Genomic DNA, 24,959 nt, shown 5'->3' with positions numbered 1-24,959 from the left:
ATAAAATGGGCTAATTGAAACGGCTTAGCGTATTATTAACGTGATTTATCAAGAAATTTATCCATTGCTTGCTCTTCCATTTGCACGGTACACCAGTCGGTAAATACGGTAGCACCACTACGACTGTAGAAATCACGTGCGTGAGTGTTCCAGTCTAAAACTACCCATTCGGTACGTTTTACGCCCTGCTCTTTAGCAAATTCAATTACACGCTTGTAAAGTGCATTTCCCAAACCTTTACCGCGCATATTTTCTCTTACTACCAGATCTTCAAGGTGAATGGTTTTTCCTTTCCAGGTAGAATATCTAAAATAGCATAGAGCCATTCCTTCAATTTTCCCTGCCATTTCAGCAACAAAACAGGTAAATGAAGGGCTTTCTCCAAAACCATCTCTTTTAAGATCTTCTGCTGAAATTATTACCGCGTCAGGTTCTTTTTCAAATTCAGCCAATTCTTTTATAAGTTCTAAAACTGCCGTCATATCTTCCGGTCTTGCTTTTCTAATTTTAAATTCCATTTCAAATTGCTTTATCTACAAAGGTAAAGAATGAAATTCCAAAGCAGATAATTCTAAAATATTTACATACAAAATTAGAAATAAGAGACTTAAATTTTGACGAACTATATTTTTGTGAAATTTCGATATATTATAGCGAAAACGTTTTAGTAACTGAAAAAAATGAATAATTTTGAAGCAAATAACGATATTGGTTCAAAATGGTTAAGAAAAATCAAACTTTAGGCGAATTTATTATAGAAAATCAGGAGGCGTTTCCTTATTCTTCGGGAGAGCTTTCCCGCTTAATAAGGTCTTTACGCCTGGCAGCTAAAGTGGTAAATCACGAGGTTAATAAAGCCGGACTGGTTGATATTCTGGGGTTACACGGTGAAACTAATATCCAGGGGGAAGATCAACAAAAACTGGATGTTTACGCTAACGAAACTTTTATTCAAACATTGATTAATAGGGAAATCGTGTGTGGTATCGCTTCAGAAGAAAACGACGATTTTATAACTATTTCAGGAAAAAATAATGATAACCAAAACAAGTACGTGGTGCTTATGGATCCGCTTGACGGAAGCTCCAATATTGATGTAAACGTATCTGTTGGGACTATTTTTTCTATATATCGTAGGGTAACACCAATTGGAACGCCGGTCACCAACGAAGATTTTTTACAGCCCGGTAATAAACAAGTGGCTGCCGGTTATATTATTTACGGGACTTCAACGATGCTTGTTTATACAACGGGTTGTGGGGTGAACGGGTTTACCTTGAATCCAGCCCTTGGATCCTGGTATTTATCACATCCAGATATGAAATTTCCTGAGAATGGAAATATTTATTCTATGAATGAAGGTAATTACGTGCATTTTCCTGAAGGTGTAAAGAAGTACATTAAGTATTGCCAGGAAGAAGAAGGTGACAGGCCTTACACTTCCAGGTATATTGGTTCTATGGTTTCAGATATTCACAGGAATATGATTAAAGGTGGGATTTTTATTTATCCTAAAAGTTCTAAAGCAAATAATGGAAAACTAAGGTTGCTTTACGAGTGTAACCCTATGGCTTTTATCGTTGAACAGGCTGGCGGTAAAGCCAGCGACGGATTTACCCGAATCATGGATATTGAGCCCACAGAATTGCACCAGCGAGCGCCTTTTTTCTGCGGAAGTAAAAATATGGTAGCAAAAGCTGAAGAATTTATGCAGAAGTATAGCTAGAGAAATAAAAGAGGGCTAAAATTATTTCGGCTTCTAAATTGAGGGGCTACCTTCTTTAGAAGCTGAAATAAATTTAAGTTGGGGCCTATTTTTTCAGGCTATTTATCCAAAAGGTATTGGTAATCCTCAAAATTTAATTGCCCGCTAAATATTTGAATAGATCTTTTTATAATTTTTTCAGCGGTTGCAGTAGAAAAACCAAGACCAATAGCATAACGCTTAATAAGTGCTTCCTCTTCCTTATCTATTTCATTATCGGCAAAAATTATCTTAAAAAGATCATGCAGTCGTTCAAGACGCTTTTCACTACTGTTATAAGCACTAATAGGAAATTCCTTAGGGTTTTTGATAACCATTTTATATTCCTGTTTGCTAATATCGAGCTTACGTGCAAATCGCTCTAAAAGTACACGCTCTCTTTCATTAATCTCACCGTCCACACTGGCAAGATTTACTATTGAAGCGAAGTGGTTTATATTGCGAAGATGTTCTCCCGAATCAAATAAATCTGAAAATGACATTTTTAAAATATTTATACCGCAAAGATACTTAAAGCTTAAAGTATTTTTCATCAAAAATCCTCTAAAAATTCAGGTTTTAATCAATCGCTAATCTTTTCTTAATCCTTTTTCTAAGCCTTTCATTTTAGGTAATTTCAATTTAAGTATCAATAAAATGAAAGCACCATTACTTGTCTTTAATAAAAAAGGAATTTACTGCGAAGCGGCAGATGTTTACCTGGATCCATGGAAACCGGTAGATAAAGCCATTATTTCCCACGGCCATGCCGATCATTCCCGCTGGGGGCACAAAAAATATATTACGCATCACAGCAATGTACCAATTATAAAGTATCGCCTGGGAGAAATTGAAGTTTCCGGGAAAGAATGGAATGAAACATTTACAATTAACGGGGTGAAATTTTCTTTGCATCCCGCCGGGCATATTATTGGTTCTTCGCAGATTAGGGTAGAGCACAAAGGTGAGGTTTGGGTTTTTACCGGCGATTATAAAGATGAAGAAGATGGTGTGGCCGTACCCTATGAACCGGTAAAATGTCACACATTTATCACCGAATGTACTTTTGGATTACCCGCTTTTAAGTGGCAGCCGCAAGCGGAAGTTTTTACCGATATTAATAACTGGTGGCAGCAAAATAAAGAAGATGGGAGAACCTCTGTGATCTTTGGATACTCCCTCGGAAAAGCACAGCGTTTGCTGAAACATCTCGACACTTCTATCGGTAAAATTTATACACACGGAGCAATAGAAAATATGACAGAGGTGATTCGTCCTTTATCTGAAATGCCCGAAACCACTCTGGTTACCCGTGATACCAAAAAGAATGAATTTAAAGGAAATATCGTGGTGGCTCCTCCAAGTGCCCACGGCAGCCCCTGGATTAAAAAAATGGTGCCTTATGTTACAGCTTCTGCAAGTGGCTGGATGACATTTCGCGGAGCCCGAAGAAGACGTGCCATAGACCGTGGTTTTGTTTTATCTGATCATTGCGACTGGCAGGGACTTTTGAAATCTATAAAAGCTACCGGGGCCGAAAAAGTGATCTGCACCCACGGTTATACCGATATTTTCTCACGCTATCTAAGAGAATTAGGCTATGATGCCCGAACTGAAGAAACACAATATGAAGGAGAAATGGGAGAGGAAGAATCGAAAAAAGAAATCGAAAACTAAATGCTTTGTCACTTCAAACGCAGTCGATAAGTAAATAAACTAAACTAAAATGAAGGACTTTGCAGAGCTTATAAAAACCCTGGACAGCACCAATAAAACTACCTTAAAAGTTGCGGCCTTAACACATTATTTTAAAAATGCTCAGGATAAGGACAAGGTTTGGACCATCGCTATTTTGTCACATCGCCGCCCGCCAAGACCTGTGAACACTACTTTAATGCGCCAGTGGGCTTCAGAACTGGCTAATATTCCTTTGTGGCTATTTGAAGAATCTTATCATATTGTAGGCGATCTGGCCGAAACAATCGCGCTAGTTATTCCACCGGCAGAAGAGTCTTCAGAAAAAAGTCTGAATCAATTTCTTCAGGAAATACTGGAATTAAAACCCAAAACAGAAACAGAAAAGAAGGATTACTTACATAAAAACTGGCTGGAGCTTAATTATTACGAACGGTTTGTATTTACCAAACTCATCACCGGTAGTTTTAGAATTGGGGTGAGTCAAAAATTAATGACCCGTGCACTTTCAAAAGCAACTGATATAGACGAGGATATTCTTGCTTATAAAATGATGGGCAATTGGAAACCTGAAAAAACTACGTTCAAAAAACTGATCTTAGAAGAAAACGAAGAAGATTATTTATCAAAACCTTATCCGTTTTACCTGGCCTACGCAATAGATGGAGAAGTTGAAGACTTGGGAGATGTAGCCAATTGGAGTGCAGAGCATAAATGGGATGGCATCCGATCCCAGGTGATTGTGCGAAATGATGAACTTTTTGTTTGGAGCCGCGGGGAAGAACTGGTAACCGATAAATATCCCGAATTTGAAGCATTTATAGGTAAAGTACCCAATGGAACGGTAATAGACGGAGAAATTCTGCCATTTCCAAAAGGAAAAATCGGAACTTTTAAAGATCTGCAAACCCGAATAGGAAGAAAAAATATCAGTAAAAAATTACTGGAGAAAACCCCGGTAATTCTAAAAGCTTACGACGTTTTGGAATGGAAAGGAAAAGATATTCGTACTGAGGCTTTTGCTAAACGAAGAAAGCTCCTGGAAAAACTTTATGCTGAAGTTGCTGCGGAAGAAATTCCCTTGCATTTATCAGAGCGAATTTCTTTTAAAAACTGGTCTGAAGTTGCTGAAGAACGCGAGCGTGCCCGGGAAGAAAAATCGGAAGGATTGATGTTGAAAAGACTGGATTCGCCATATTTAGTAGGAAGAAAAAAAGGCGATTGGTGGAAGTGGAAAGTAGATCCGCTTACGGTAGATGCAGTCCTCACTTATGCCATGCGTGGTCACGGTAGGCGAAGCAATTTATTTACCGATTATACTTTCGGATTATGGGATGATGATAAAAAAGAACTGGTGACTTTTGCCAAAGCCTATTCCGGTTTAACCGATGCCGAATTTAGAAAACTGGATAATTGGATCAAGAAAAACACTTTAGAGAGGTTTGGCCCTGTTAGAAGCGTAACTCCACACCATGTTTTTGAAATCGCTTTTGAGGGTATAGCAGAATCCAAACGCCATAAAAGCGGAGTAGCAACCCGTTTTCCAAGAATGGTACGCTGGCGAACCGATAAAAATATACACGAAGCAAATACCTTGGGTGAGTTGCGGGATTTAATCCCGGACTGAACCACCCCGCCCTATCGGGCACCCCTCCTTGAAAAGGAGGGGAACTTTGACGGGAATATTTTAAGAGCTCCTTCCCTTTTTAAGGGAAGGTGGCATTCCGAAGGAATGACGGAAGGGTTCCAGGACAAAACTGAAAAACAATGGAAAAACCAAACCACAACAGAAAAAATCTGGAATCCTACAGGAAAACGTTGAGGAATAATCTAACTCCAGCTGAAGCATTTTTATGGAAACAGTTACAACGAAGAAAATTTAAGGGCAGGAAGTTTAGGAGACAACATAGTATAGAAAATTTTATAGTCGATTTTTATTGCGCGAAAGAGCAACTAATAATTGAATTAGATGGGGAAGTACACAAAAATCCTCTGGCTGACGAAAAAGATGAAAAACGAACGAAAAAGTTGGAATCTTTTGGGTTTAAGGTGATACGTTTCGAAAATAAAATGGTGTTTGACTTTTTACCTTCGGTTTTGAAAGGGATTGAGGATAATTTTAAGAAGTGAAATACCCCGCCCTGTCGGGCATCCCTCCTTGAGAAGGAGGGGAACTTTGTGGGGGTTAATTAAAAGAAATAAAAATAGCACCTTCCCTTAAAAGGGAAGGTGGATTTTTCAGCGTTAGCTTAATAAGACAGAAGGGTTAAGACATGAATAGAGATCAACTCACAAAAATTGCCGAAATCTGGTTTTCTAACCAGGACTGGAAGCCTTTTGCTTTTCAAAAGCAAACCTGGACTGCTTTTTTACAAGGAAAAAACGGACTTCTAAACGCACCTACGGGAAGCGGAAAAACTTACGCGCTATGGGTGCCGATTGTATTAGATTATTTAAAGAAAAACCCTAATTATAATAGCTCTCATAAAAAAGGTTTGAAGGCTATTTGGATCACGCCACTTCGTGCTCTTTCGGTAGAAATTGAACAGGCAGCGCAACGTTTTGCCGATGAAATAGAAAGCGGATTAACGGTAGGAATTCGCACGGGAGATACCCCACAAAAAGTTCGTGCTGCACAAAAAAAATCAATGCCCGATTTGTTGATTACCACACCCGAAAGTTTGCAATTGTTGCTTTCTTCAAAAAACTACGATAAAACTTTTAAAAATCTAAGTGCTGTAGTTGTGGATGAATGGCACGAATTGCTTGGCACCAAACGCGGCGTGCAAATGGAACTGGCGTTATCTCGCTTAAAAACGGTTTCAGAAAATTTGCGAATTTGGGGAATCTCGGCCACGATTGGGAATTTAGAACAGGCACGGGAAGTTTTGCTCGGCCCAAATTCCGAAGCTTTTCAGAATTCAGTATTGATAAGAGCGAATTTGAAGAAGAAGATCAGCGTGAAATCTATTATTCCAGAGAAAATGGAAAAGTTTCCCTGGAGAGGTCATTTGGGTTTACACTTGATTGATGAGGTAGTTCCGATTATAAAAAATTCCAGAACTACATTACTCTTTACCAATACCCGTTCGCAATGCGAACTTTGGTTTCAGAAATTAATGCATAAATATCCAGAGTTTGCCGGAGAAGTAGCAATGCACCACGGCAGTATTAACAAGGAAACTAGGCTTTGGGTAGAACAGGCCATTAGAAATGAAACTTTAAAAGCCGTGGTTTGCACTTCCAGCCTTGATTTAGGAGTAGATTTCGCGCCTGTAGAAACTATTATTCAAATTGGTGGGCCAAAGGGTGTGGCCAGGTTTTTACAACGCGCGGGAAGAAGTGGCCACCAACCGGGTAAAGAAAGTGTGATCCATTTTTTACCTACGCACGCCATAGAACTTATTGAAGCTTCTGCATTGCAAAAAGCGGTACAGAAGACTGCGGTAGAGGATAGAATTCCATATTTGCTAAGTTTTGATGTCCTGGTGCAATACCTCACAACTTTGGCGGTTTCCAATGGGTTTTTTCCGAAGGAAATCTGGCCCGAAATTAAATCTACGTTTTGTTTCCAGGGCATTACTGAGGATGAATGGCTTTGGCTATTGAATTTTGTAACTAAAGGAAGCCAGAGTTTGCAGGCTTATGATGAATACAAGAAAATTGAGATTGAAGAAGACGGTCGTTTTAAAGTAAATAACCGCGGGATAGCGATGCGTCACCGTTTGCAAATCGGAACGATTGTTAGCGATGCGGTGCTAAGCGTAAAATATTTAAAAGGAGGCTATATTGGCACTATCGAAGAATGGTTTATTTCCAAACTTACACCGGGAGATGTATTCACTTTTGCCGGCAGAAACCTGGAATTAGTGCGCATAAAAAGTATGCAGGTTCTGGTGAGAAAATCTAAGAAAAAAACTTCGAAAGTGCCCAGTTGGATGGGCGGGAGAATGGCATTTTCTGCACAAATGAGTGAATTGCTTCGGGAAGAAATGTACGCGGCTTCTGCATCTGTTTCTTCCGGTGCAGCGGAAAAGTCATTGGAATTAAAAGCTTTACAGCCAATTCTGGAAAGGCAGCAAAAAGAATCGATTATTCCGAAGCAGGATGAGTTTTTAATCGAAACTTTTAAAACCCGGGAAGGTTATCACGCAATCTTTTATCCTTTTGAAGGAAGATTTGTACACGAGGCTTTGGGAAGTTTATTGGCCTATCGCATCAGTTTACTCTCACCAATTTCTTTCAGTATTGCTTTTAACGATTATGGGTTTGAATTACTTTCAGACCAGGAAATTGATATGCAACAAGTTTTGGATAACGACTTATTTTCCGCAGCATACTTAATGGATGATCTTTATAAGAGTTTAAACGCTACTGAAATGGCCCGGCGAAAATTTAGAGATATTGCAGTAATTGCAGGAATGGTTTTTACCGGTTATCCAAATAAACTGATTAAAAGCAAACATCTGCAAAGTAGCTCACAATTGCTTTTTAGCGTTTTTAAAGATTATGAAGATGATAACTTATTGTATTTACAATCCTTTAGAGAAACTTTTGAGCATCAGTTGGAGGAAGGCCGTTTACGACAGGCTTTAGAACGAATTCATCATCAAAAAATCGTTTGGAAGAATTGTGAAAAACCCACGCCGTTTTCATTCCCGATCATTACTGATAGGTTACGCGAAAAATTATCTTCAGAAAAATTGGAAGACAGGATTAGAAAAATGCTAAAAAGCCTGGAAAATTAATTTCTTTCGTTTAATTTTTTGAGCATCGTGCTTCGAACAACTTCAGTAGTAATCCCAAAAAGTACATGCGCGAAAAGCTCGTTCATTTGCATTCTAATAGGGACATCTGTGGGTTTGGGTTCAAGCCCCATCATTGGCAGGGAAGTTTCGTGGGTAGTGATCCAGGTAGAACTTCCAAGGATAATTCCATCTTTCAAATTCAATTCATCATTATCTCTTTTTCCGTATCCATAAGCGGCACCCACACTGGCGCCAATTGGGAAATTAACTAATTGTTCAGCTAATTCTTCATTTTGGACACTTATAGGAGAACCGGTAATTTTAGTAGAGAGGTCATCTACGATTTTGATTTGTGCAGATCGTTGCTCTATTTTTCTAACTGGCAGAAAATGTTCCACAAGACTTTTTACGGCTGTTCCGGCGAGTCCTCCAATAATTCCGGCCATGAGCCCGCGACCGGCAGCTGAAGAAAAAGAATCTTTTTTAAGCAATGTATCTACTTTCATATCAAAGTTATTTATAGATTAAAACTATCCATTATGCGAGTTTTCTACAATTGTTTAACAAGGATTTAGCAGCAGAAATTTAAAATTTGGTAATTTTGAATATGGCACAAAAACTAAACACCGCCTTAATTCAGGCAAATTTAAAATGGGAAGACCCACAGGCTAACCGCAGTTTCTTCTCAAAAGAGATTAAAGCACTTTCAGAAGGCGTTGATTTAATTGTACTTCCTGAAATGTTTACTACGGGATTTAGTATGAACGCTGAGCAATTAGCTGAAAAAACCGATGGTTTAACGCTGCAATGGATGCGAGAAATGGCAAAATTAAAAGACGCAGCGGTAACCGGAAGTGTAATTATTACTGAAAACGAGGACTATTATAACCGGCTTTTCTTCGTTTTTCCTGACGGAAATTATAAAATCTACGACAAGCGACATACGTTTACACTGGCTAAAGAAGATCAAACCTATACCGCGGGAAAAGATAGATTAATAGTTGAATATAAAGGATGGAAGATTTGCCCGTTGGTTTGTTATGATCTTCGTTTTCCCGTTTTTGCAAGAAATACTGAAGATTATGATCTTTTGATTTACGTTGCAAATTGGCCCAGTAAGCGCGTTTTTGCGTGGGATACGCTTTTAAAAGCACGAGCAATAGAAAATATGAGTTACTGCATTGGCTTAAACCGAACCGGAAAAGATGGCGATGGATATGTCTATAATGGGCACACCGCGGCGTACGATTGTTTAGGTGCAAATTTAACCGAATTGGATCGTGAAGAAGTCTTTGTAAAAGAAATTACACTTGATAAGAAGCATTTAGAAGAAACTCGAAGCCATTTAAAGTTCTTACAGGATAGAGATGAATTTACTCTAAAGTAAAAGTCTCGGGCATATCCCAATTAGCCCTTACGGGGATAGTATCTCTATAATATTGAATTTCTTCAGGTTGGATTCTATTTAGATAATTTCCGGTATCCCATTTTCCATTTTCATTATCATCAAAAATTACCCTGATGAGGTATTTTTCCGGTTTTAAGAATCGAAAATGAAAACTGTTATCGCCATTAGAATATTTTTCGTGTTGAACTTCACCTTTCACGTTAGTAAGCTGAACCAGCACCGGATAACGTTTTACATTTTGCAGGGTTAAAATAATGCTGCCATAATCTGCATAAGATTTGGTGCTTAGGGTATTGCGAATAGTATCGTTGGTATCTCCAAAAATATCAGTTACCGCGCCGGGTAAGGTCAAGATTTGATATTTTGAGCTTTCTTCTTTTTCAAACGAGATTACGATTTCGTTTTCAAGGCGTCTCATTTCGGTATTAAAAGGAACCAATGCAGAGTCCCCGTCTCTAATGCTTATTAAATCCTGATTGAAATCTGTAATTGGGGTATTGGCACGAAGCTTAAAGTTCTGGGCGAATTCTATTCCACCTGCAGGCTCCGAAGAAATAGTGAGAGAGTCTCGTGGGGCTTCAGAAATTTTTGTAAATAGAGTGTCTCGCTTTTTTGGGGTAACTACTTCAAAAGAAAGGCTATCATTTTCCGGCCTTATGTTATACCAGTAATATAGAGTATCGGTTTGCCTATCTTTAACAATTCGAGATTCGTAACCAGCTGGTGAGGGAGTCAATAAATTTATTTTAAGGCTATCAAGTCCTTTTTTTCCCTGGTAACCAAATAAAATTTGATTGCCTTTTAGAAATTTTGGTCGCTGGGCTTGAAATTCCAATTCTTCTTTGAAAATCGTAATATTGTAAGTAGAATCAGTAGGTAGTGTAATATAATTTTCAATAAAGCCTATTTTTTCATTTTTAGGATTAAAGTTATAATTATCATTTTTATCTTCTACAGCAAGGATTTGGTAAGTACCTTCCTTAAGATTTTCTAATTCAAAATTCACACTACTATCTAAGGTATAAGTGATATATCTTGGAATCTCTTTATAAACCAGGGAATCTGAAAAAGTAGAATCTACAGCGTATAAGAATATCGAAATGAATTCTGCCGGTGCTTTCAAATTAGCATCTTTGATTGTTCCTGAAATCTTCAATGAATCAAGATAATCCCCGGTTGAAAAAACATATTTAAAATAGGGTAGTGGATTGCCCTCATTATTATCTACAATACTTTTTCCAAAATTAACGGTGTAGGTAGTGTTTTCCTGAAGAGAATCCAGGTTTTGAATACGCACATCTTTGCGCGCATTCCCCATAGGAATAATGTTTGGGCGAGGATTTATTGGTGGTGAAATTACTATTTGTTGTCGGGCATTTTCTAATTTTACATATTCATTAAAGAATATTCTAATTTCCTCTGCTTTAAAATTAGTATTATAATTTTCAGGATTTGCCCTAATAAATTTTGGTGGCTCTTCGTCTTCGGGGCCGCCTTGAGGCATTCCTTTTTTTGCGCATTGCACACAAAGCAAAAGTAAGGCAGCAACAAGTAAAATTCCTGGAATTCGTTTCAACATAATTAAAAAATGAAATCTTAAGACAAAGAAACAATTATTTTAGGTTTTAACGCGGGTATCAATCTGTAATTGCCATCGTGGCAATACTTAATTTGGTGTTTTTAATTTTAAGAAGTTTATTTCCGCAGGCTTCAAGGGTTGCACCCGTGGTGACCAGATCGTCTACCAGTAAAATATGTTTATTTTGAATTTTTTCAGCATTTTCTAGCATGAAAGTAGCGTCAATATGGCCCCATCTACCAAGTCTCTTTTTCAAGGTTTGTGTTCTTGAACCTGATTTCTTTACTAAAACATCTTCTACAAAGTCAGCGTCTAGGATTTTTGCGAGTTCCTGCCCAAATTCTGTTACCTGATTAAAACCTCTTTTTTTTAACTTTTTGCGGTGAAGTGGAACAGGGATTACACAATCAATGTCTTTGAAACCTGGGTGGGAAGAAATTTCTTCACCAAGCCATTTTCCAAGGAAACTTCCAACTTCCTCCTGTTTTCGATATTTAAGGTTATGAATTAGATTTTGAACTATTCCCTTCTTTTTAAAATAAAGTAAAGAAGTTGCATTTTCAATCCTTAAGCGAGCGTCAAATACTTTTTTAGTGGCATTCTCGTTATCAAAATGGTAGCCTGTTGTGGGTAATTGATGTAAACAGGTGGTACAAATCACTTTTTCAGCCTTTAACAATAAGCTGTCGCAGCAATTGCATATTTTAGGATAGAACAAATTTGCTAAATCGTGAAACATTTGTTAAGACCTTGCGGGTTACCTTAATAAACTCCTAAATTTACAAACAAAATTTATTAATATGATGACCGAAAAGAAAAACAACACCGCGCTTAAAATTTTAACCGGAGTTTTAGCTGTGGCCTTATTGGCCTTAGGTATCTATACAATTAAATTCTATAACGAGGAGAAAGAAAATAAGGCCATTCTTACCAAAGAAAAAGAGGTAATTGAAGACGAGCTTAATGATTTGATCATTAAGTATGATGAAGCCATAGATGAGAATGAAATTATGGATCAAAACCTGGTAGATGCCCGAAATAGAATTGAGCGTTTGCTTGATTCTGTAGAGGATAATGAAGCGAACCTGGTTTTAATTTCCCGCTACCGTAGGGAGATTAGTAATCTAAAATCAGAAAAGGATCGTTTGTTTAGAGTGGTTGACAGTTTAAATCGTCAAAACCAAATGATGACACAAACTTTGGATAGTACCAATGTTATTCTTGAACAAAGAACCCGTGTTTCTGATTCCCTTCAAACAACTAACCAGGATCTTTCTAACAAAGTAGATCGTGCATCGCAACTTAAAATCACCAGTTTACGTGGGGAAGGTGTTATTGTTAGAAATAGCGGAAAATTGGTAGAAAATGAGCGAACCAGGAGGATAGACCAGGTTAGAACTTGCTTTACGATAACTGCCAACGACCTTGCCGGGCCGGGAGAGCGTAATATGTATGTGCAGGTTTACAATCCTGAAAATGAACTGGTAGGCGATGAAATTGTGGTAGAGCACGATGGTGGCGCTATGGTTTATAGTGCAGCTTCAAAGGTTTATTACGAAAATAATGAACTTGATGTTTGCTTGCTGGCTAATACCAATGAAGATAAATTACTGGAAGGTACTTATAAAGTATATGTTTATGCTGATGCCACTCTGCTGGGAACGGCCTCTTTTAGTCTAAGATAATTAAAACCTAAAATTCAAAGGCCGCCCTGCTGTTTATCAGGGCGGTTTTTTTATTTTTGTGCCATGGCAAAACAAGAAGACTTTTTTAAAAATGTAATATCCCATGCTAAGGAGTATGGGTATATTTTTGCATCGAGTGAAATATACGACGGACTTAGCGCTGTTTACGATTACGGGCAAAATGGAGCCGAATTAAAGAAAAACATCAAAGAGTACTGGTGGAAAAGTATGGTGCAGTTACACCAGAACATCGTTGGTTTGGATGCGGCTATTTTAATGCACCCAACCACCTGGAAAGCTTCCGGCCACGTAGATGCGTTTAACGATCCTTTAATTGATAATAAAGATTCTAAAAAGCGTTATCGCGCCGATGTTTTGGTTGAAGACTATGCTGAAAAGATCAATCAAAAAGCGCAGAAGGAAATAGTAAAAGCTAAGAAACGTTTTGGAGATAAGTTTAATGAGGAAGAATTTGTAACAACTAATCCCCGGGTGATTCGTTATAAAGAGGAAGAAAAAGCAATTCTTGAACGCCTTGCGAAATCACTTACCGAAGAAAATTTAGCCGATGTAAAAGCGCTAATTGAAGAGTTGGAAATTGCCTGCCCTGAAACCGGTTCTAAAAACTGGACTGATGTAAAACAGTTTAACCTGATGTTTGGTACTAAATTAGGAGCATCAGCCGATTCTGCTACAGATCTATATTTGCGCCCTGAAACTGCTCAGGGTATTTTTGTAAATTTTTCCAACGTACAAAAAACTGGAAGAATGAAAATTCCATTCGGAATTGCGCAAATAGGAAAAGCTTTCAGGAATGAAATTGTTGCCAGACAGTTTATATTTCGTCAACGGGAATTTGAACAAATGGAAATGCAGTTTTTTGTGCGTCCCGGCGAAGAACTAAAATGGTTTGAGCACTGGAAAGAAACCCGCCAAAAATGGCATGCTTCCCTTGGTTTAGGTGAAGAAAATTACCGTTTCCACGATCACGAAAAAATGGCGCATTATGCTAATGCGGCTACCGATATAGAATTTAATTTTCCTTTCGGCTTTAAAGAATTGGAAGGAATTCACTCCAGAACAGATTTTGACCTTAAAGCACACGAAGAACATTCAGGAAAGAAATTGCGTTTCTACGATCCCGAAATGAAAGAAAATTATGTGCCTTATGTAATTGAAACTTCTATTGGTTTAGACAGAATGTTTTTAGCAGTTTTTTCAGCTTCATTAAAAGAAGAAGAACTGGAAGGTGGAACAACCAGAACGGTTTTAAAATTACCGGCTGTTCTTGCACCAACTAAAGCTGCTGTCCTTCCGTTGGTTAAAAAAGATGGTTTGCCAGAGCTTGCCCACGAAATTATCGAAGAATTAAAATGGGATTTTAGAGTTCAATATGATGAAAAAGATGCGATTGGGCGAAGATACAGAAGACAGGATGCTGCAGGAACTCCCCTTTGTATCACGGTAGATCACGATTCTTTGGAGGATAAAAAAGTGACCGTACGTTTTAGAGATTCTATGGAACAAAAACGTGTTGCCATTACAGATTTAAAAGAGATCATTCAGCAAGAAGTTGACTTTAAGACCTGGATGAAAAAATAATTTTGAAGTATTTTTTAAATTATAAAAAGGAGCGGTTAAGGAACTTAATCGCTCCTTTTGTTTTAGATAAGCATAGTTTGATTATTTTTAGAAAGTAAAAGAAGAAGTTGGTTAAAAATGAAAAAAATAATATTAGTTTTAGTTTTAATTTTTAGTTTTCAAACAATGCTTTTGGGGCAGGATAGGGAAACCTCAGGCCCTGTGTATATAGATTCAGCTCAGGCAGTACCTTCTTCAGCAATGTCTAAAAGGAAACTAATTCCCCCAACTACAGATTTTAAAATATATAATCCGCGAAATAGAGGAATAAATAAAATTGTACCTGGAAAAGGACTTCCAAATACAAAGGATAAAGCTCTTCAACAAAAAATGGGTGAAATCCCTGTAAAGGCGCCAAGATTTACTTTTGAAGGAGCCTCCACACAGGCGACACCTACAGATCCTACGGGAGCTGCTGGTCCAAATCATTATTTAAATGGATGGAATTCGGCTTTTTCAATTTTCGATAAATCTGGAAATCAAATTATGGAACCCGCCTCGCTGGCAAGCATTGGAGGGGAGTTTACCAATGAGACCCTGGGAGATCCTATTATTTTATATGATGAATTTGCAGACCGATTTATAATTTCTCAATTCAGCGATACGCCAGAAAGTTTTTTGATTGCCGTATCTCAAGGTCCTGATCCCATAAATGATGGTTGGTACACTTACCGTTTCACTACAAACGGCGTTTTGCCAGATTATCCTAAGATTTCGGTATGGGGTGATGGGTATTATATTACTACCAATAAGAATTCGAGATCTGCTGCTACGAGTCAGGTGGTGTATGCTTTGGAAAGAGACCAGATGCTTAATGGTGAAACAGCTCAAATTATGTCTTTTCCATTACCGGGAATAAGAACAAACGGATTTTACAGTCCGGCGGGTTTTTCAGGAATTGGTGAGGAATTACCTCCACGGGGAAATTCACCTATAATTTATCTCCAGGACGATGCCTGGGCAGGGGTGAATGAAGATCATTTAAAGCTCTGGCTAATTAATGTGAATTGGAATAATCCCTCTCAATCAACAATTTCAGAATCACAGGAGCTGGGCGCAGGTGAGGGTGTTTCGCCTTTTATTGCCACTTTTGATGGCGGCTCTTTTTCAAATCTATCTCAACCGGGTAATGACACCGCAGAAATTGATGCGCTACAAGCCACAATGATGTATATGACCACCTATAGACGATTTCCAAATTATAATGCGGTGGTAATGAACTTTGTAGTAGATGTAGATCCTACTGCTGCAGAGCACGCCGGGATAAGATGGTATGAATTGCGCCAACAAAATGATGGCGGCCCCTGGAGTGTTTATCAGGAAGGAACTTATGCGCCAGATAATAGTGATCGTTTTAGCGGAAGTATTGGTATAGATGCCGAGGGAAATATTGCTCTTGGTTATACAGTTTTAAATGATAATCCACAGAGTCCCATTTTTCCATCTATCCGTTATACCGGGAGGTATCAAAACGATGCTCCTGGAATAATGACGGTAGAAGAGCAAAGCATTATTGAGGGTGCGAGTCCAAATCCTAACTCGAGATATGGAGACTATGCACACTTAAGTGTTGATGCTGCCGATGGGCTTACCTTTTGGCATAATGGCGAATATTTTGTAGGCCAGGAAAGAAAAAACCACGTGGGCGTATTTAAAATCGCTCCAGATTTTGATAACGATCTTGGAGTAGTTTCCTTAATTACCCCTCAAGACGCCAGTTTGAATGAAAACGAAGAAATTACCATAAGAATTAGAAATTTTGGGCGTAATGCGCAATCTGATTTTGAAGTGAGTTACAGCATAAATGGTGGACCGGAAGTAACCGAAACTTTTACTGAAAGTATTCCGGCAACCGGTATTGCTGAATTTACATTTTCACAAACTGCCGATCTTTCTGAGGTAGGGGAAACCTATGAATTTATTTTCAGTACTAATTTGGAAAATGATGAAGATATTGAAAATGATACTTTGGTAGAATCGGTTAGGAATTTGCCTCCAGATGATGTGGGAGTAACTTCAATTGATGCGCCAGGTACAGGGGAAAACTTAGGAACTTCAGAAGAAATTACGGTGAGTATTGAAAACTTCGGTGGAGAGCCCCAGCAGGATATTCCGGTTTTTTATCAAATAGGGAATAATACTCCCGTTAGAGAAGTTTTTAATGGCAGGTTAGAAGTAGGCGGTCTTGAGGTTTATTCCTTTAATCAAACGGCAGATATTTCACCTTCCGGTAGCTATAGAATTACCGCGGGTACGAGGCTTGAAAACGATTTTGAACCCGGCAACGACACCACCGTAAGAACGGTGGCGAACTTAGACTGTATTCCTGAAGGTTCAGATTGTAGTTTTGGAGATGGAATTTCCTTTTTCGAATTGGAGGATGTCTTAAATGAACGTATTCCCTGTGGCAATGGTTATGCTGATTTTATTGGCTCTACCGCTACTTTAGATCGTTCGAAAAGTGAATTTACATTATCGGTGCAGTCTCTTTTTGGAGATTTAACAGATGAGAATTCAGAACGCTTTTCTTTATGGATAGATCTAAATGATGATGCCGTATTTGATGATGAAGAGCGCTTATTAACTTCAGAAATAATTCCTACGGCTAGAGAATGGCATTCGTATAATTTTAGTATTCCGAGAGATGCGTCCCTGGGCCAGCATTTATTAAGGATTAGGGCCGGCGATGTGGATTTTGATGGCGACTTAAATAATCCCTGCCAGGTAATGAAGTATGGTACTACTCACGATTATTCGGTAAATATTATAGATTCTACTTTAGATATTGAAGATTTTATTTTAAACGAAGCTGAACTTGTAGTGGTTTCCGAAGAAAACAATCAGTTCAGGGTTGGTTTGGAAACCAATTATGATGAGCCGTTGCGCATTACCGTACATAATATTTTAGGGCAGAAAATGATAGAAAATGAACTGCGTAATGAGACAGGTACCGGATATGTTGACAATTTGGATATGAGCTTTGCTGCTCGTGGTGTTTACCTGGTGCGGGTGGGAACCCGAAAAGTTGGAAAAGTGCAACGTTTTATCGTAAAATAATTTTCTGAACTTATAGCTTTTATGAAATGTACACAAAAGATTTTATATCCAGGCTTGAGGAAATTACCATAAAGTTTGAAAAAACATTTGGAAGCTTGAGCGAATCTCAACTTCATTGGAAACCAAATGCCGATACCTGGAGTATCGCTCAAAATTTAGATCATCTTATTTTGATTAACCAGTCTTATTTTCCAATGATAGACCGGCTTCGTAATAAAGATCATAAAAAACCTTTTACCGCAAAATTTGGGTTTTTGGTTAATTTCTTTGGAAGAGTGATCTTAAAATCGGTACAGCCTGAAAACATTAAAAGAACCAAAACATTTTCTATTTGGAAACCTTCAGAAAGCAATAATTCTGAAGATATCTTATCCAGGTTTTTTGAACATCAGGAGGAATTAAAAAAGAAAATTATTGATTCTGAAGACCTGCTGGAACAAAATGCAGTAATTTCTTCACCTGCTAATCCTAAAATCGTGTATAAAATTGATGCAGCTTTTAAAATTATTCTTGCTCATGAAGAACGGCATTTTCGGCAAGCTAAAAAGCTATTGGAAAATCAATAATCCAACTTGTAAATCTTAGTTTTAGCCTTATTTTTGAGGAAAATTCACTTAAATGAAAATTATTTCCTATAACGTAAACGGAATTAGAGCTGCCGTAAGAAAAGGCTTTTTAGATTGGGTACAACAGGCAAATCCAGATGTGGTTTGTTTACAGGAAATAAAGGCCCAGCCAGAGCAGTTGAATTTAGAAGATTTTGAAGAAGCCGGCTATCCTTATCATTACTGGTATCCTGCACAAAAGAAAGGTTACAGTGGCGTAGCGATTTTAAGTAAGCATAAACCCATACATATAGAGTACGGCACGGGGATAGATTATATGGATTTCGAAGGAAGAACTATTCGTGCCGATTTTGAAGATTTCTCGATAATAAGTTTGTATTTACCATCTGGAACCAATATTGCCCGTTTGGAACATAAACTCCAGTTTATGGACGATTTTCATAAATATGTAGATAATTTAAAACAGGATTTTCCCAATTTGGTGATTTGTGGTGATTATAATATTTGCCACGAAGCTATAGATATTCACGATCCTGTGAGGCTCAAAAATGTTTCAGGTTTTTTACCGGTAGAGCGTAAGTGGATCGATAATTTTATGAAAAGTGGTTTTATAGATTCATTCAGGCATTTTAATGAAGAAGGCGATCAATATTCATGGTGGAGTTATCGCGCAAATGCACGCGCCAATAATAAAGGCTGGCGTATAGATTATAATTTAGTTGCAGAGCCCTTGCAAGAAAAGCTAAAACGGGCCGTTATATTACCTGAAGCCAAACACAGCGATCATTGTCCTATTTTGGTAGAATTAGAATCAGACTTTTAGAAAGAACGTTATTACGAACGGAGTGAAGTAATCTCTACCAATTGGCAGATTGCTTCTCACGATAATTATTGGGCTCGCAATGACGGTAAATTAGAAGATATTTGAATTTAAAATTATAAAAATGAAAAAAATACTTATTCTTACAATTTCAGCTGTTTTTATGCTGACATCCTGTGTTTCTTCGAAAAATTACAAAGAACTGGAAAGTAGACACGCCGATTTAAAACGCGAAAATCGAAACACGAAGGCTGAACTGGATAAATACCGGAATTTAGATGAAGAGTTTTCCGCAGTAAAAGAAGATTATGCTAAAGCTACGGCTGAGAGAGATCGTTTAAGAGATGAGTTGGAAAGTTCCCGAAAAAACTACACTACGCTTAAAAATTCTTATGATGCCTTAGAAGAGAATAGCTCAGCGGCAATTTCAGAAAACTCTAGGCAAAACCGTCAACTTTTAGCTGAGTTGGAGGAAAAGGAACAAGCTTTGGTGGCAGAAAAGTCTCGTTTAGACAAATTGCAAAGAGATCTTGATGCCCGCTCCAGAAGGGTAAATGAACTTGAAGAATTAATCGCTGCGAAAGATGCTAAAATGAATAGCCTAAAAGATGCGATCTCTAAGGCGCTTACCAATTTTGAAGGTAAAGGATTAACCGTGGAACAGCGCGATGGAAAAGTATATGTTTCCATGGAAAGTAAATTATTGTTCAGTTCGGGAAGTTGGGCGGTAAATACTGAAGGAAGACAGGCTGTACAACAATTAGGTCAGGTTTTGGCTGAAAATCCCGATATCGCAGTGTTGATTGAAGGGCATACCGATAATGTACCTTATGGAGGAAGCGGACCTTTAAACGATAACTGGGATCTTTCAACAAAAAGAGCGACCTCTATTGTTCAAATTTTGAAAGAGAATAATAATATAGATCCGCAGAATTTAACCGCTGCTGGACGTGGGGAATATGCTCCAATTGCAACTAATGAAACAGCTGAAGGAAAAGCAAAAAACCGAAGAATTGAGGTGATTTTAACACCAAAGTTAGATGAGGTTACTAAATTGCTGAACGAAGAGTAATATAAACATTGCTGAAGAAAAATTAATGAAATATACCACACTCCCCAATACCGATATAAAAGTTAGTAAAATTTGCCTGGGTACCATGACCTGGGGCGAACAGAACACTGAAGCTGAAGGTCACGAACAAATAGAATTTGCACTGGATAAAGGAGTAAATTTTTTGGATACGGCTGAAATGTATGCGGTACCTGGAAGAGCCGAAACGCAAGGAAAAACTGAAGAAATTATAGGAACCTGGTTCAAAAAATCGGGAAAAAGGGAAGATGTGGTACTGGCTTCAAAAGTAGTTGGGCCGGGAGAAGCGATGAAGCATATTAGGGAAAATCTAGGTTTTTCTAAAGAAGCAGTCACCGAAGCCCTGCATAAAAGTTTAAAAAGATTACAAACCGATTATATAGATCTTTACCAGTTACACTGGCCGGAGAGAAATACTAACTTCTTCGGCAAAAGAGGTTATGAACGTGATGAAGAGGAAGCCTGGGAGGAGAATTTTCAGGAAGTTCTGGAGACTTTAAGTGGTTTTGTAAAAGAAGGTAAAATACGGCAGGTTGGCCTGTCTAATGAAACTCCTTACGGGGTAATGCGCTTTTTGGAAGAAAGCAGAAAGCATAATCTTCCAAAAATGATCACTGTACAAAATCCTTATAATTTACTTAACCGAAAAGATGAAATAGGGCTTACCGAAGTGCTTCACCGTGAAAACTTAGGCTTGTTTCCTTATTCGCCTTTAGGAATGGGAACTCTAAGCGGAAAACATTTAGACGGAATCGCCAAAAATTCGAGATTAGATCTTTTTCCGCAGTATAAAAGATATTCGGGAGAGCAGGCGGTAAAAGCTACGCGGGCTTACAAAGAGATCGCAGAAAAGTTCAACCTTAATTTTGCACAAATGTCGCTCGCTTTTGTAAATACACGGCCATTTGTAAGCAGTAATATTATTGGTGCAACCTCTATAAAACAACTTGAAGAAAATATAGGGAGTATAGATCTAGAGCTATCAGAAGAAGTTTTGGAGGAAATAAATAAAGTTCACGAAACTTATCCAAATCCTGCGCCTTAGATTGAATTCATTTTTTGAACGTCATCCTGAACTTGTTTCAGGATCTAAGCTGTTGAAAACTAAAACCTATTAGAAGCTGAAGCAAGTTTAGCTTGGCGTGAGTTATTAAATTGATTTCACCAAACTCTGGTGAATAAAAGATGCTTTATTCGCTGAGGTTCTTACATGAAACCATTCGTTTGTTTTTCCTAAAAACCGAAGCGTATCCTGGGCTTTTAAAGTGCTAAGAATTTTAGAATTTGAAGTTGTTGGTTTATTTCTAAGATTAGCTTTGCTACTATTAACGATTAAGCTACGAGGAATACTATCCAGGATTTCAGGATCGGTTTCCATTGGGTCAATTTGATAGACAAAATGTAACGGATTTATCGCACCTCTATAACTCTTATAAATTCCAAAGTGTAGATGTGGTGGCGTGGTCCTGGCATTTCCCGTATTACCTACAAACCCCAAAGTATCGCCTCGGTTTACATTTCCTGAAACATTAGCAATACTATCTAAATGGGCATAATAAAGCGACTGACCGCGCTTACGATCTCGTAGCCAAACCTGTTTGCCACCCAAACCCTTTTCACCGGTATAACCAATACTACCGTTAGTAGCAGCGACTACAGGAGTACCTCGTTTCGCAAAAATATCAATACCCTCGTGGCTTCTTGCGCCCCCGTCACGATTATCTCCCCAGTAACTTTGCACGTTGGTATTTGCCCCGGAAGCCACTGGAAATAAATAAGCAGGGTTTTTCTCTAATTTAAAGCTAAAAGCTGTATGCGCTTCAATTTCGGGCTGGATCACTATTTTATAGGTCGCGCTTTTTTCTGCTTCAAAACTGAAATTTTTCTTTTGAAAATCTGCAGATTCTATTTTCTCAAATTTTGGAATTGTATCATCAATTTTTTTGAAAAGCTCTGCGAAAACCAGCTGTTTTGTAGAATCGGTTTTAATTTCTAAACTAAAAACTTCGCCGGGGCGGAGTTCGATTTCATACGAATATACAGGAAAACTTTTAGGGAAGAATTTACCGGTTTCGGCGTAGGGCAAATTTATAGCTACACTATCCTGAAAAGCGGTTTCGGCGGAATTTTCCCAAAGGGAGAACAATTCATCTGAAATATTAAAATCGCGTTTATATTTTTCTTTAGCGGTTGGATTTGTTATAAAATCAGCTGCTTTATTTACCTGGGAACATCCAGAAATAATTAGAATAAGGAATAGGCTTAAAATTGTAATCTGCTTCATAGTCTTTCGTTTCCAGGCAATTTAAAGCAGTAATTGTGCCAGATTAAAAATTGGTTTTTTTCAATCTCTAGCTTCTTATTAGCCAAACAAATGACTTACCACATCTTCAATTTTAGCCACTTTTATAATATTTATGCTGAAGTTATTTTTTGGGATCTTACTTTGTTTGGAAACCATAATTCCGGAAAAACCGAGTTTTTCAGCTTCCATAATGCGCTGTTCTACGCGGGTAACGGGCCTAATTTCTCCTGCCAGGCCAACTTCAGCTGCAAAACAAATATCTTTTGGGATTGAAATATCTTCATTTGAAGATAATATGGCAGCGATTACTGCAAGATCTATAGCCGGATCATCTACGCTAATTCCGCCGGTGATATTCAGGAAAACATCTTTTGCACCAAGCCTAAAACCGGCTCGTTTTTCTAAAACCGCCAGTAGCATATTTAATCTTTTTACATTATAACCGGTGGCAGAACGTTGCGGAGTGCCATAAACCGCAGTGCTTACCAGCGCCTGGATTTCTATCATAAGTGGGCGCATGCCTTCCAGCGTGGCTGAAATCGCTGTTCCGCTAAGATCTTCATCGTTTTTGGAGATAAGAATTTCTGAAGGATTAGAAACTTCTCGTAAGCCGCTGCCCTGCATTTCGTAAATGCCGAGTTCGTGGGTAGAGCCAAAGCGGTTTTTATGAGCTCTTAGAATTCGATATACATGATTTCTATCGCCTTCAAATTGCAAAACGGTATCTACCATGTGCTCTAAAACTTTGGGGCCGGCAATGCTACCTTCTTTGGTAATATGCCCAATTAAAATAACCGGAGTGTTGGTTTCTTTCGCGAATTTTATAAGTTCTGCCGTACATTCTCTTATTTGAGAAATACTTCCCGGCGCGCTTTCAATATAATCGCTATGTAGGGTTTGTATAGAGTCTATAATAATTACTTCCGGCTCAATAGCTTCAATTTGCCTGAAGATATTTTGGGTTTTGGTTTCGGTTAAAATGTAGCAATTAGCAGCTACAGGATTAATACGTTCTGCACGCATTTTTATTTGCTGCTGACTTTCTTCACCGGAAACATATAAAACTTTGTAGTTTAATTGAAGCGAAATTTGGAGTAGAAGTGTGCTTTTTCCTATGCCCGGTTCTCCGCCCAGTAGGGTGAGCGATCCCGGTACAAGTCCGCCACCTAAAACACGATCCAGCTCATTATTGCCGGTATGCCATCGGTTTTGAGGGCTATTTTCAATTTCAGCTATTTTTAATGGTTTGGCAGTGCGTTTAGCTTCGCGCTCGCTGGGAGATTTCCAATCTTTTGCATCGGGTTTTTCTACAATTTCTTCCGCAATAGTATTCCATTCTCCACAAGCGCTGCATTTGCCTTGCCATTTTGCATATTGGCTGCCACAATTTTGGCAGTAAAAAGTTGATTTAACCTTGGCCATTTAGCTTTGATTTTTCCCGCTAATAACCGAAATCTTTTTTAATTGCATCGGCTTTAGCAAGCATAAAATCGGTATCTAGGAATGCGATCTTTTCCTGGCCGTAAGCATTTTGATAAGTACGCATCGCTTTTTTAGGATTTCCGGTTTCCTCTTCATATCGGGCTTCAAAGAAAGTTCCCAACATAGTTCCCGGATAACTGTCATAGGCTAATTCACTTAATCCTTTATAATCATCCCAGCGTCTGGTTTTTTCAATTGCGTTGTGAACTGCCATGAAATCTTCTAACCTGATTTTTTTCTGAATACCGTAAAGTTGATTTATACTTTCATATTTATCGGTTAAAAATTGAACTGAAGAAACTGAAGTTTGTAGCAAAAGCTCATTATAATCTTTCTTGCTAATTGGGCGATAAACATTAAATAAACTTTCTAATGCGGCAGGAATAGCTTTGCCTACCAGCGAATAGTGCGTGGCATTTTCAAAATTATCAAAATTGTAGCTCACCAGTTTGTTCTCTATTGCTGAAAGCTGCGAGTTTAAATCTTCAATTCCCTTTTTAAGCTGTGGAATATCCTCTGTTCCGGTGGCTAGATAAAGCCACTTTTTAGTTTCAGACTTTGCCAGGGCATTACTAATGCGGTCTGCCATTGGTGGGGCAAGATCTGGACTAAGGTTGATGTAACCATCAAAAATAGGATCAGATTTCAATAAATAATAATTAATGAAATTTGCGGTGTAATCATGCCCGGCAATTACTCGAAAATCTGCGGTACGATACTTATTATCTAAATGTTGCATAAGTTCCATTCCCAGAAATTCAAAAAAGGCTGCACCTTTATCTGCCGGAAGAAAATTTCGCTCATCATAATAGGCGTCATCCATTCGCGATTTGCTCTGGTTGATACCAACCACAATCATTTCAGGAGCATCTTCCCAGTATGAGTAATAATCTACATTTCCTGCCATTGGTTCAAATAGGTAATCCCCATCGAGAACCAGGATAACTGGATAGGTTTTTTCGGTATTTTCCTCGTAATTTCTTGGGAGTTGAATCTTGATTTCTCTTGTTTCACCAAGTTTTTTGGAAGAAATCGTTTCATAAAGAGTTTGTGCTGAACTGAGTAGCGGCGCCACTATCAGCACAAAAATTAGTAATTTTTTAATCATAGGTGTTGGGTTTTGTTTAACCAACACAAGA

Annotated in this window: 21 protein-coding genes; 13 read left to right on the top strand and 8 right to left on the bottom strand. The window is 38.2% G+C overall.

Annotated elements, in window-relative coordinates; translation table 11 throughout:
* Positions 1-35: 35 nt before the first annotated feature.
* Positions 36-518, bottom strand: coding sequence for a GNAT family N-acetyltransferase (locus tag FG27_RS07925; protein WP_037317772.1), 483 nt, complete (start codon positions 516-518; stop codon positions 36-38).
* Between the two features lie 200 nt (positions 519-718).
* Here FG27_RS07925 and fbp point away from each other — a divergent pair, with 200 nt between their 5' ends.
* Complete coding sequence (fbp, locus tag FG27_RS07920; RefSeq protein ID WP_037317769.1) at positions 719-1,726, top strand: class 1 fructose-bisphosphatase; 1,008 nt, start codon at positions 719-721, stop codon at positions 1,724-1,726.
* A gap of 98 nt (positions 1,727-1,824) precedes the next feature.
* Here fbp and FG27_RS07915 read toward each other — a convergent pair whose 3' ends face one another.
* Positions 1,825-2,247 (bottom strand): TerB family tellurite resistance protein, encoded by a 423-nt coding sequence (locus FG27_RS07915; protein WP_037322041.1) that lies wholly within the window; start codon positions 2,245-2,247, stop codon positions 1,825-1,827.
* 154 nt (positions 2,248-2,401) lie between these two features.
* Between FG27_RS07915 and FG27_RS07910 the strand changes: the two genes are divergently transcribed.
* From FG27_RS07910 to FG27_RS07895, 4 genes are all read left to right on the top strand, one after another.
* Positions 2,402-3,421, top strand: coding sequence for a ligase-associated DNA damage response exonuclease (locus FG27_RS07910; RefSeq protein WP_037317766.1), 1,020 nt, complete (start codon positions 2,402-2,404; stop codon positions 3,419-3,421).
* 49 nt (positions 3,422-3,470) lie between these two features.
* Positions 3,471-5,066, top strand: a complete 1,596-nt coding sequence (locus FG27_RS07905; protein WP_037317763.1) for an ATP-dependent DNA ligase — start codon at positions 3,471-3,473, stop codon at positions 5,064-5,066.
* Between the two features lie 140 nt (positions 5,067-5,206).
* Entirely contained in the window at positions 5,207-5,569 is a 363-nt protein-coding gene (locus FG27_RS07900) for an endonuclease domain-containing protein (protein ID WP_037317760.1), read from the top strand.
* 143 nt (positions 5,570-5,712) lie between these two features.
* Positions 5,713-8,187: a ligase-associated DNA damage response DEXH box helicase gene (locus FG27_RS07895; RefSeq protein ID WP_037317758.1), complete on the top strand. Its 2,475-nt coding sequence runs from the start codon at positions 5,713-5,715 to the stop codon at positions 8,185-8,187.
* On the opposite strand, the gene FG27_RS07890 is transcribed toward FG27_RS07895, so the two are convergent.
* A complete protein-coding gene (locus tag FG27_RS07890; protein ID WP_037317757.1) occupies positions 8,184-8,693 on the bottom strand; it encodes a DUF1440 domain-containing protein in 510 nt (169 codons plus the stop codon). The genes FG27_RS07895 and FG27_RS07890 overlap by 4 nt on opposite strands.
* A gap of 101 nt (positions 8,694-8,794) precedes the next feature.
* Here FG27_RS07890 and FG27_RS07885 point away from each other — a divergent pair, with 101 nt between their 5' ends.
* A complete protein-coding gene (locus tag FG27_RS07885) occupies positions 8,795-9,574 on the top strand; it encodes an amidohydrolase (protein ID WP_037317754.1) in 780 nt (259 codons plus the stop codon).
* On the opposite strand, the gene FG27_RS07880 is transcribed toward FG27_RS07885, so the two are convergent.
* Together FG27_RS07880 and FG27_RS07875 are read right to left on the bottom strand one after the other, a co-directional pair.
* Complete coding sequence (locus tag FG27_RS07880; RefSeq protein ID WP_037317752.1) at positions 9,561-11,174, bottom strand: Ig-like domain-containing protein; 1,614 nt, start codon at positions 11,172-11,174, stop codon at positions 9,561-9,563. The genes FG27_RS07885 and FG27_RS07880 overlap by 14 nt on opposite strands.
* A 58-nt stretch (positions 11,175-11,232) precedes the next feature.
* The gene (locus FG27_RS07875) at positions 11,233-11,913 is read right to left on the bottom strand and encodes a ComF family protein (protein ID WP_037317749.1); all 681 of its coding nucleotides are present in this window, start codon (positions 11,911-11,913) and stop codon (positions 11,233-11,235) included.
* A gap of 61 nt (positions 11,914-11,974) precedes the next feature.
* Between FG27_RS07875 and FG27_RS07870 the strand changes: the two genes are divergently transcribed.
* The 7 genes from FG27_RS07870 (at position 11,975) to FG27_RS07840 (ending at position 21,078) form a co-directional block, all read left to right on the top strand.
* Positions 11,975-12,859: a hypothetical protein gene (locus FG27_RS07870; RefSeq protein WP_051935787.1), complete on the top strand. Its 885-nt coding sequence runs from the start codon at positions 11,975-11,977 to the stop codon at positions 12,857-12,859.
* 63 nt (positions 12,860-12,922) lie between these two features.
* Positions 12,923-14,461, top strand: a complete 1,539-nt coding sequence (locus FG27_RS07865) for a glycine--tRNA ligase (protein WP_037317743.1) — start codon at positions 12,923-12,925, stop codon at positions 14,459-14,461.
* Between the two features lie 117 nt (positions 14,462-14,578).
* On the top strand, positions 14,579-17,557 hold the full coding sequence (locus FG27_RS07860) for a GEVED domain-containing protein (protein ID WP_037317740.1): 2,979 nt from the start codon (positions 14,579-14,581) through the stop codon (positions 17,555-17,557).
* Positions 17,558-17,583: 26 nt separating this feature from the next.
* Positions 17,584-18,123 carry a DinB family protein gene (locus FG27_RS07855; RefSeq protein WP_037317737.1) on the top strand — a complete coding sequence of 180 codons (540 nt, stop codon included), beginning with the start codon at positions 17,584-17,586 and terminating at the stop codon, positions 18,121-18,123.
* Positions 18,124-18,175: 52 nt separating this feature from the next.
* Entirely contained in the window at positions 18,176-18,946 is a 771-nt protein-coding gene (locus FG27_RS07850; RefSeq protein ID WP_037317734.1) for an exodeoxyribonuclease III, read from the top strand.
* Positions 18,947-19,067: 121 nt separating this feature from the next.
* A complete protein-coding gene (locus FG27_RS07845; RefSeq protein WP_037317731.1) occupies positions 19,068-20,015 on the top strand; it encodes a flagellar motor protein MotB in 948 nt (315 codons plus the stop codon).
* A 25-nt stretch (positions 20,016-20,040) separates the two neighbouring features.
* Complete coding sequence (locus tag FG27_RS07840; RefSeq protein ID WP_037317728.1) at positions 20,041-21,078, top strand: NADP(H)-dependent aldo-keto reductase; 1,038 nt, start codon at positions 20,041-20,043, stop codon at positions 21,076-21,078.
* Positions 21,079-21,183: 105 nt separating this feature from the next.
* On the opposite strand, the gene FG27_RS07835 is transcribed toward FG27_RS07840, so the two are convergent.
* From FG27_RS07835 to FG27_RS07825, 3 genes are all read right to left on the bottom strand, one after another.
* Entirely contained in the window at positions 21,184-22,317 is a 1,134-nt protein-coding gene (locus tag FG27_RS07835) for a M23 family metallopeptidase (RefSeq protein WP_037317725.1), read from the bottom strand.
* A gap of 78 nt (positions 22,318-22,395) precedes the next feature.
* On the bottom strand, positions 22,396-23,760 hold the full coding sequence (gene radA, locus FG27_RS07830) for a DNA repair protein RadA (RefSeq protein WP_037317722.1): 1,365 nt from the start codon (positions 23,758-23,760) through the stop codon (positions 22,396-22,398).
* 19 nt (positions 23,761-23,779) lie between these two features.
* Positions 23,780-24,928, bottom strand: a complete 1,149-nt coding sequence (locus tag FG27_RS07825; protein WP_037317720.1) for an alpha/beta hydrolase — start codon at positions 24,926-24,928, stop codon at positions 23,780-23,782.
* Between the last annotated feature and the right edge of the window lie 31 nt (positions 24,929-24,959).

The organism is Salegentibacter sp. Hel_I_6, from assembly GCF_000745315.1.
Classification (GTDB): Bacteria; Bacteroidota; Bacteroidia; order Flavobacteriales; family Flavobacteriaceae; genus Salegentibacter.
Note: the sequence above shows the minus strand (reverse complement) of the source record. Positions and strands in the feature narration are given on the sequence as shown.

What these genes read in the sequence shown, in the direction of transcription:
- FG27_RS07885 (WP_037317754.1), top strand. Translation starts at nt 8,795, where the DNA reads ATGGCACAAAAACTAAACACCGCCTTAATTCAGGCAAATTTAAAATGG.
- FG27_RS07925 (WP_037317772.1), bottom strand. Translation starts at nt 518, where the DNA reads ATGGAATTTAAAATTAGAAAAGCAAGACCGGAAGATATGACGGCAGTT.
- FG27_RS07890 (WP_037317757.1), bottom strand. Translation starts at nt 8,693, where the DNA reads ATGAAAGTAGATACATTGCTTAAAAAAGATTCTTTTTCTTCAGCTGCC.
- FG27_RS07880 (WP_037317752.1), bottom strand. Translation starts at nt 11,174, where the DNA reads ATGTTGAAACGAATTCCAGGAATTTTACTTGTTGCTGCCTTACTTTTG.
- FG27_RS07865 (WP_037317743.1), top strand. Translation starts at nt 12,923, where the DNA reads ATGGCAAAACAAGAAGACTTTTTTAAAAATGTAATATCCCATGCTAAG.
- FG27_RS07825 (WP_037317720.1), bottom strand. Translation starts at nt 24,928, where the DNA reads ATGATTAAAAAATTACTAATTTTTGTGCTGATAGTGGCGCCGCTACTC.
- FG27_RS07905 (WP_037317763.1), top strand. Translation starts at nt 3,471, where the DNA reads ATGAAGGACTTTGCAGAGCTTATAAAAACCCTGGACAGCACCAATAAA.
- fbp (WP_037317769.1), top strand. Translation starts at nt 719, where the DNA reads ATGGTTAAGAAAAATCAAACTTTAGGCGAATTTATTATAGAAAATCAG.
- FG27_RS07870 (WP_051935787.1), top strand. Translation starts at nt 11,975, where the DNA reads ATGATGACCGAAAAGAAAAACAACACCGCGCTTAAAATTTTAACCGGA.
- FG27_RS07850 (WP_037317734.1), top strand. Translation starts at nt 18,176, where the DNA reads ATGAAAATTATTTCCTATAACGTAAACGGAATTAGAGCTGCCGTAAGA.
- FG27_RS07900 (WP_037317760.1), top strand. Translation starts at nt 5,207, where the DNA reads ATGGAAAAACCAAACCACAACAGAAAAAATCTGGAATCCTACAGGAAA.
- FG27_RS07860 (WP_037317740.1), top strand. Translation starts at nt 14,579, where the DNA reads ATGAAAAAAATAATATTAGTTTTAGTTTTAATTTTTAGTTTTCAAACA.
- FG27_RS07835 (WP_037317725.1), bottom strand. Translation starts at nt 22,317, where the DNA reads ATGAAGCAGATTACAATTTTAAGCCTATTCCTTATTCTAATTATTTCT.
- radA (WP_037317722.1), bottom strand. Translation starts at nt 23,760, where the DNA reads ATGGCCAAGGTTAAATCAACTTTTTACTGCCAAAATTGTGGCAGCCAA.
- FG27_RS07855 (WP_037317737.1), top strand. Translation starts at nt 17,584, where the DNA reads ATGTACACAAAAGATTTTATATCCAGGCTTGAGGAAATTACCATAAAG.
- FG27_RS07845 (WP_037317731.1), top strand. Translation starts at nt 19,068, where the DNA reads ATGAAAAAAATACTTATTCTTACAATTTCAGCTGTTTTTATGCTGACA.
- FG27_RS07910 (WP_037317766.1), top strand. Translation starts at nt 2,402, where the DNA reads ATGAAAGCACCATTACTTGTCTTTAATAAAAAAGGAATTTACTGCGAA.
- FG27_RS07875 (WP_037317749.1), bottom strand. Translation starts at nt 11,913, where the DNA reads ATGTTTCACGATTTAGCAAATTTGTTCTATCCTAAAATATGCAATTGC.
- FG27_RS07915 (WP_037322041.1), bottom strand. Translation starts at nt 2,247, where the DNA reads ATGTCATTTTCAGATTTATTTGATTCGGGAGAACATCTTCGCAATATA.
- FG27_RS07895 (WP_037317758.1), top strand. Translation starts at nt 5,713, where the DNA reads ATGAATAGAGATCAACTCACAAAAATTGCCGAAATCTGGTTTTCTAAC.
- FG27_RS07840 (WP_037317728.1), top strand. Translation starts at nt 20,041, where the DNA reads ATGAAATATACCACACTCCCCAATACCGATATAAAAGTTAGTAAAATT.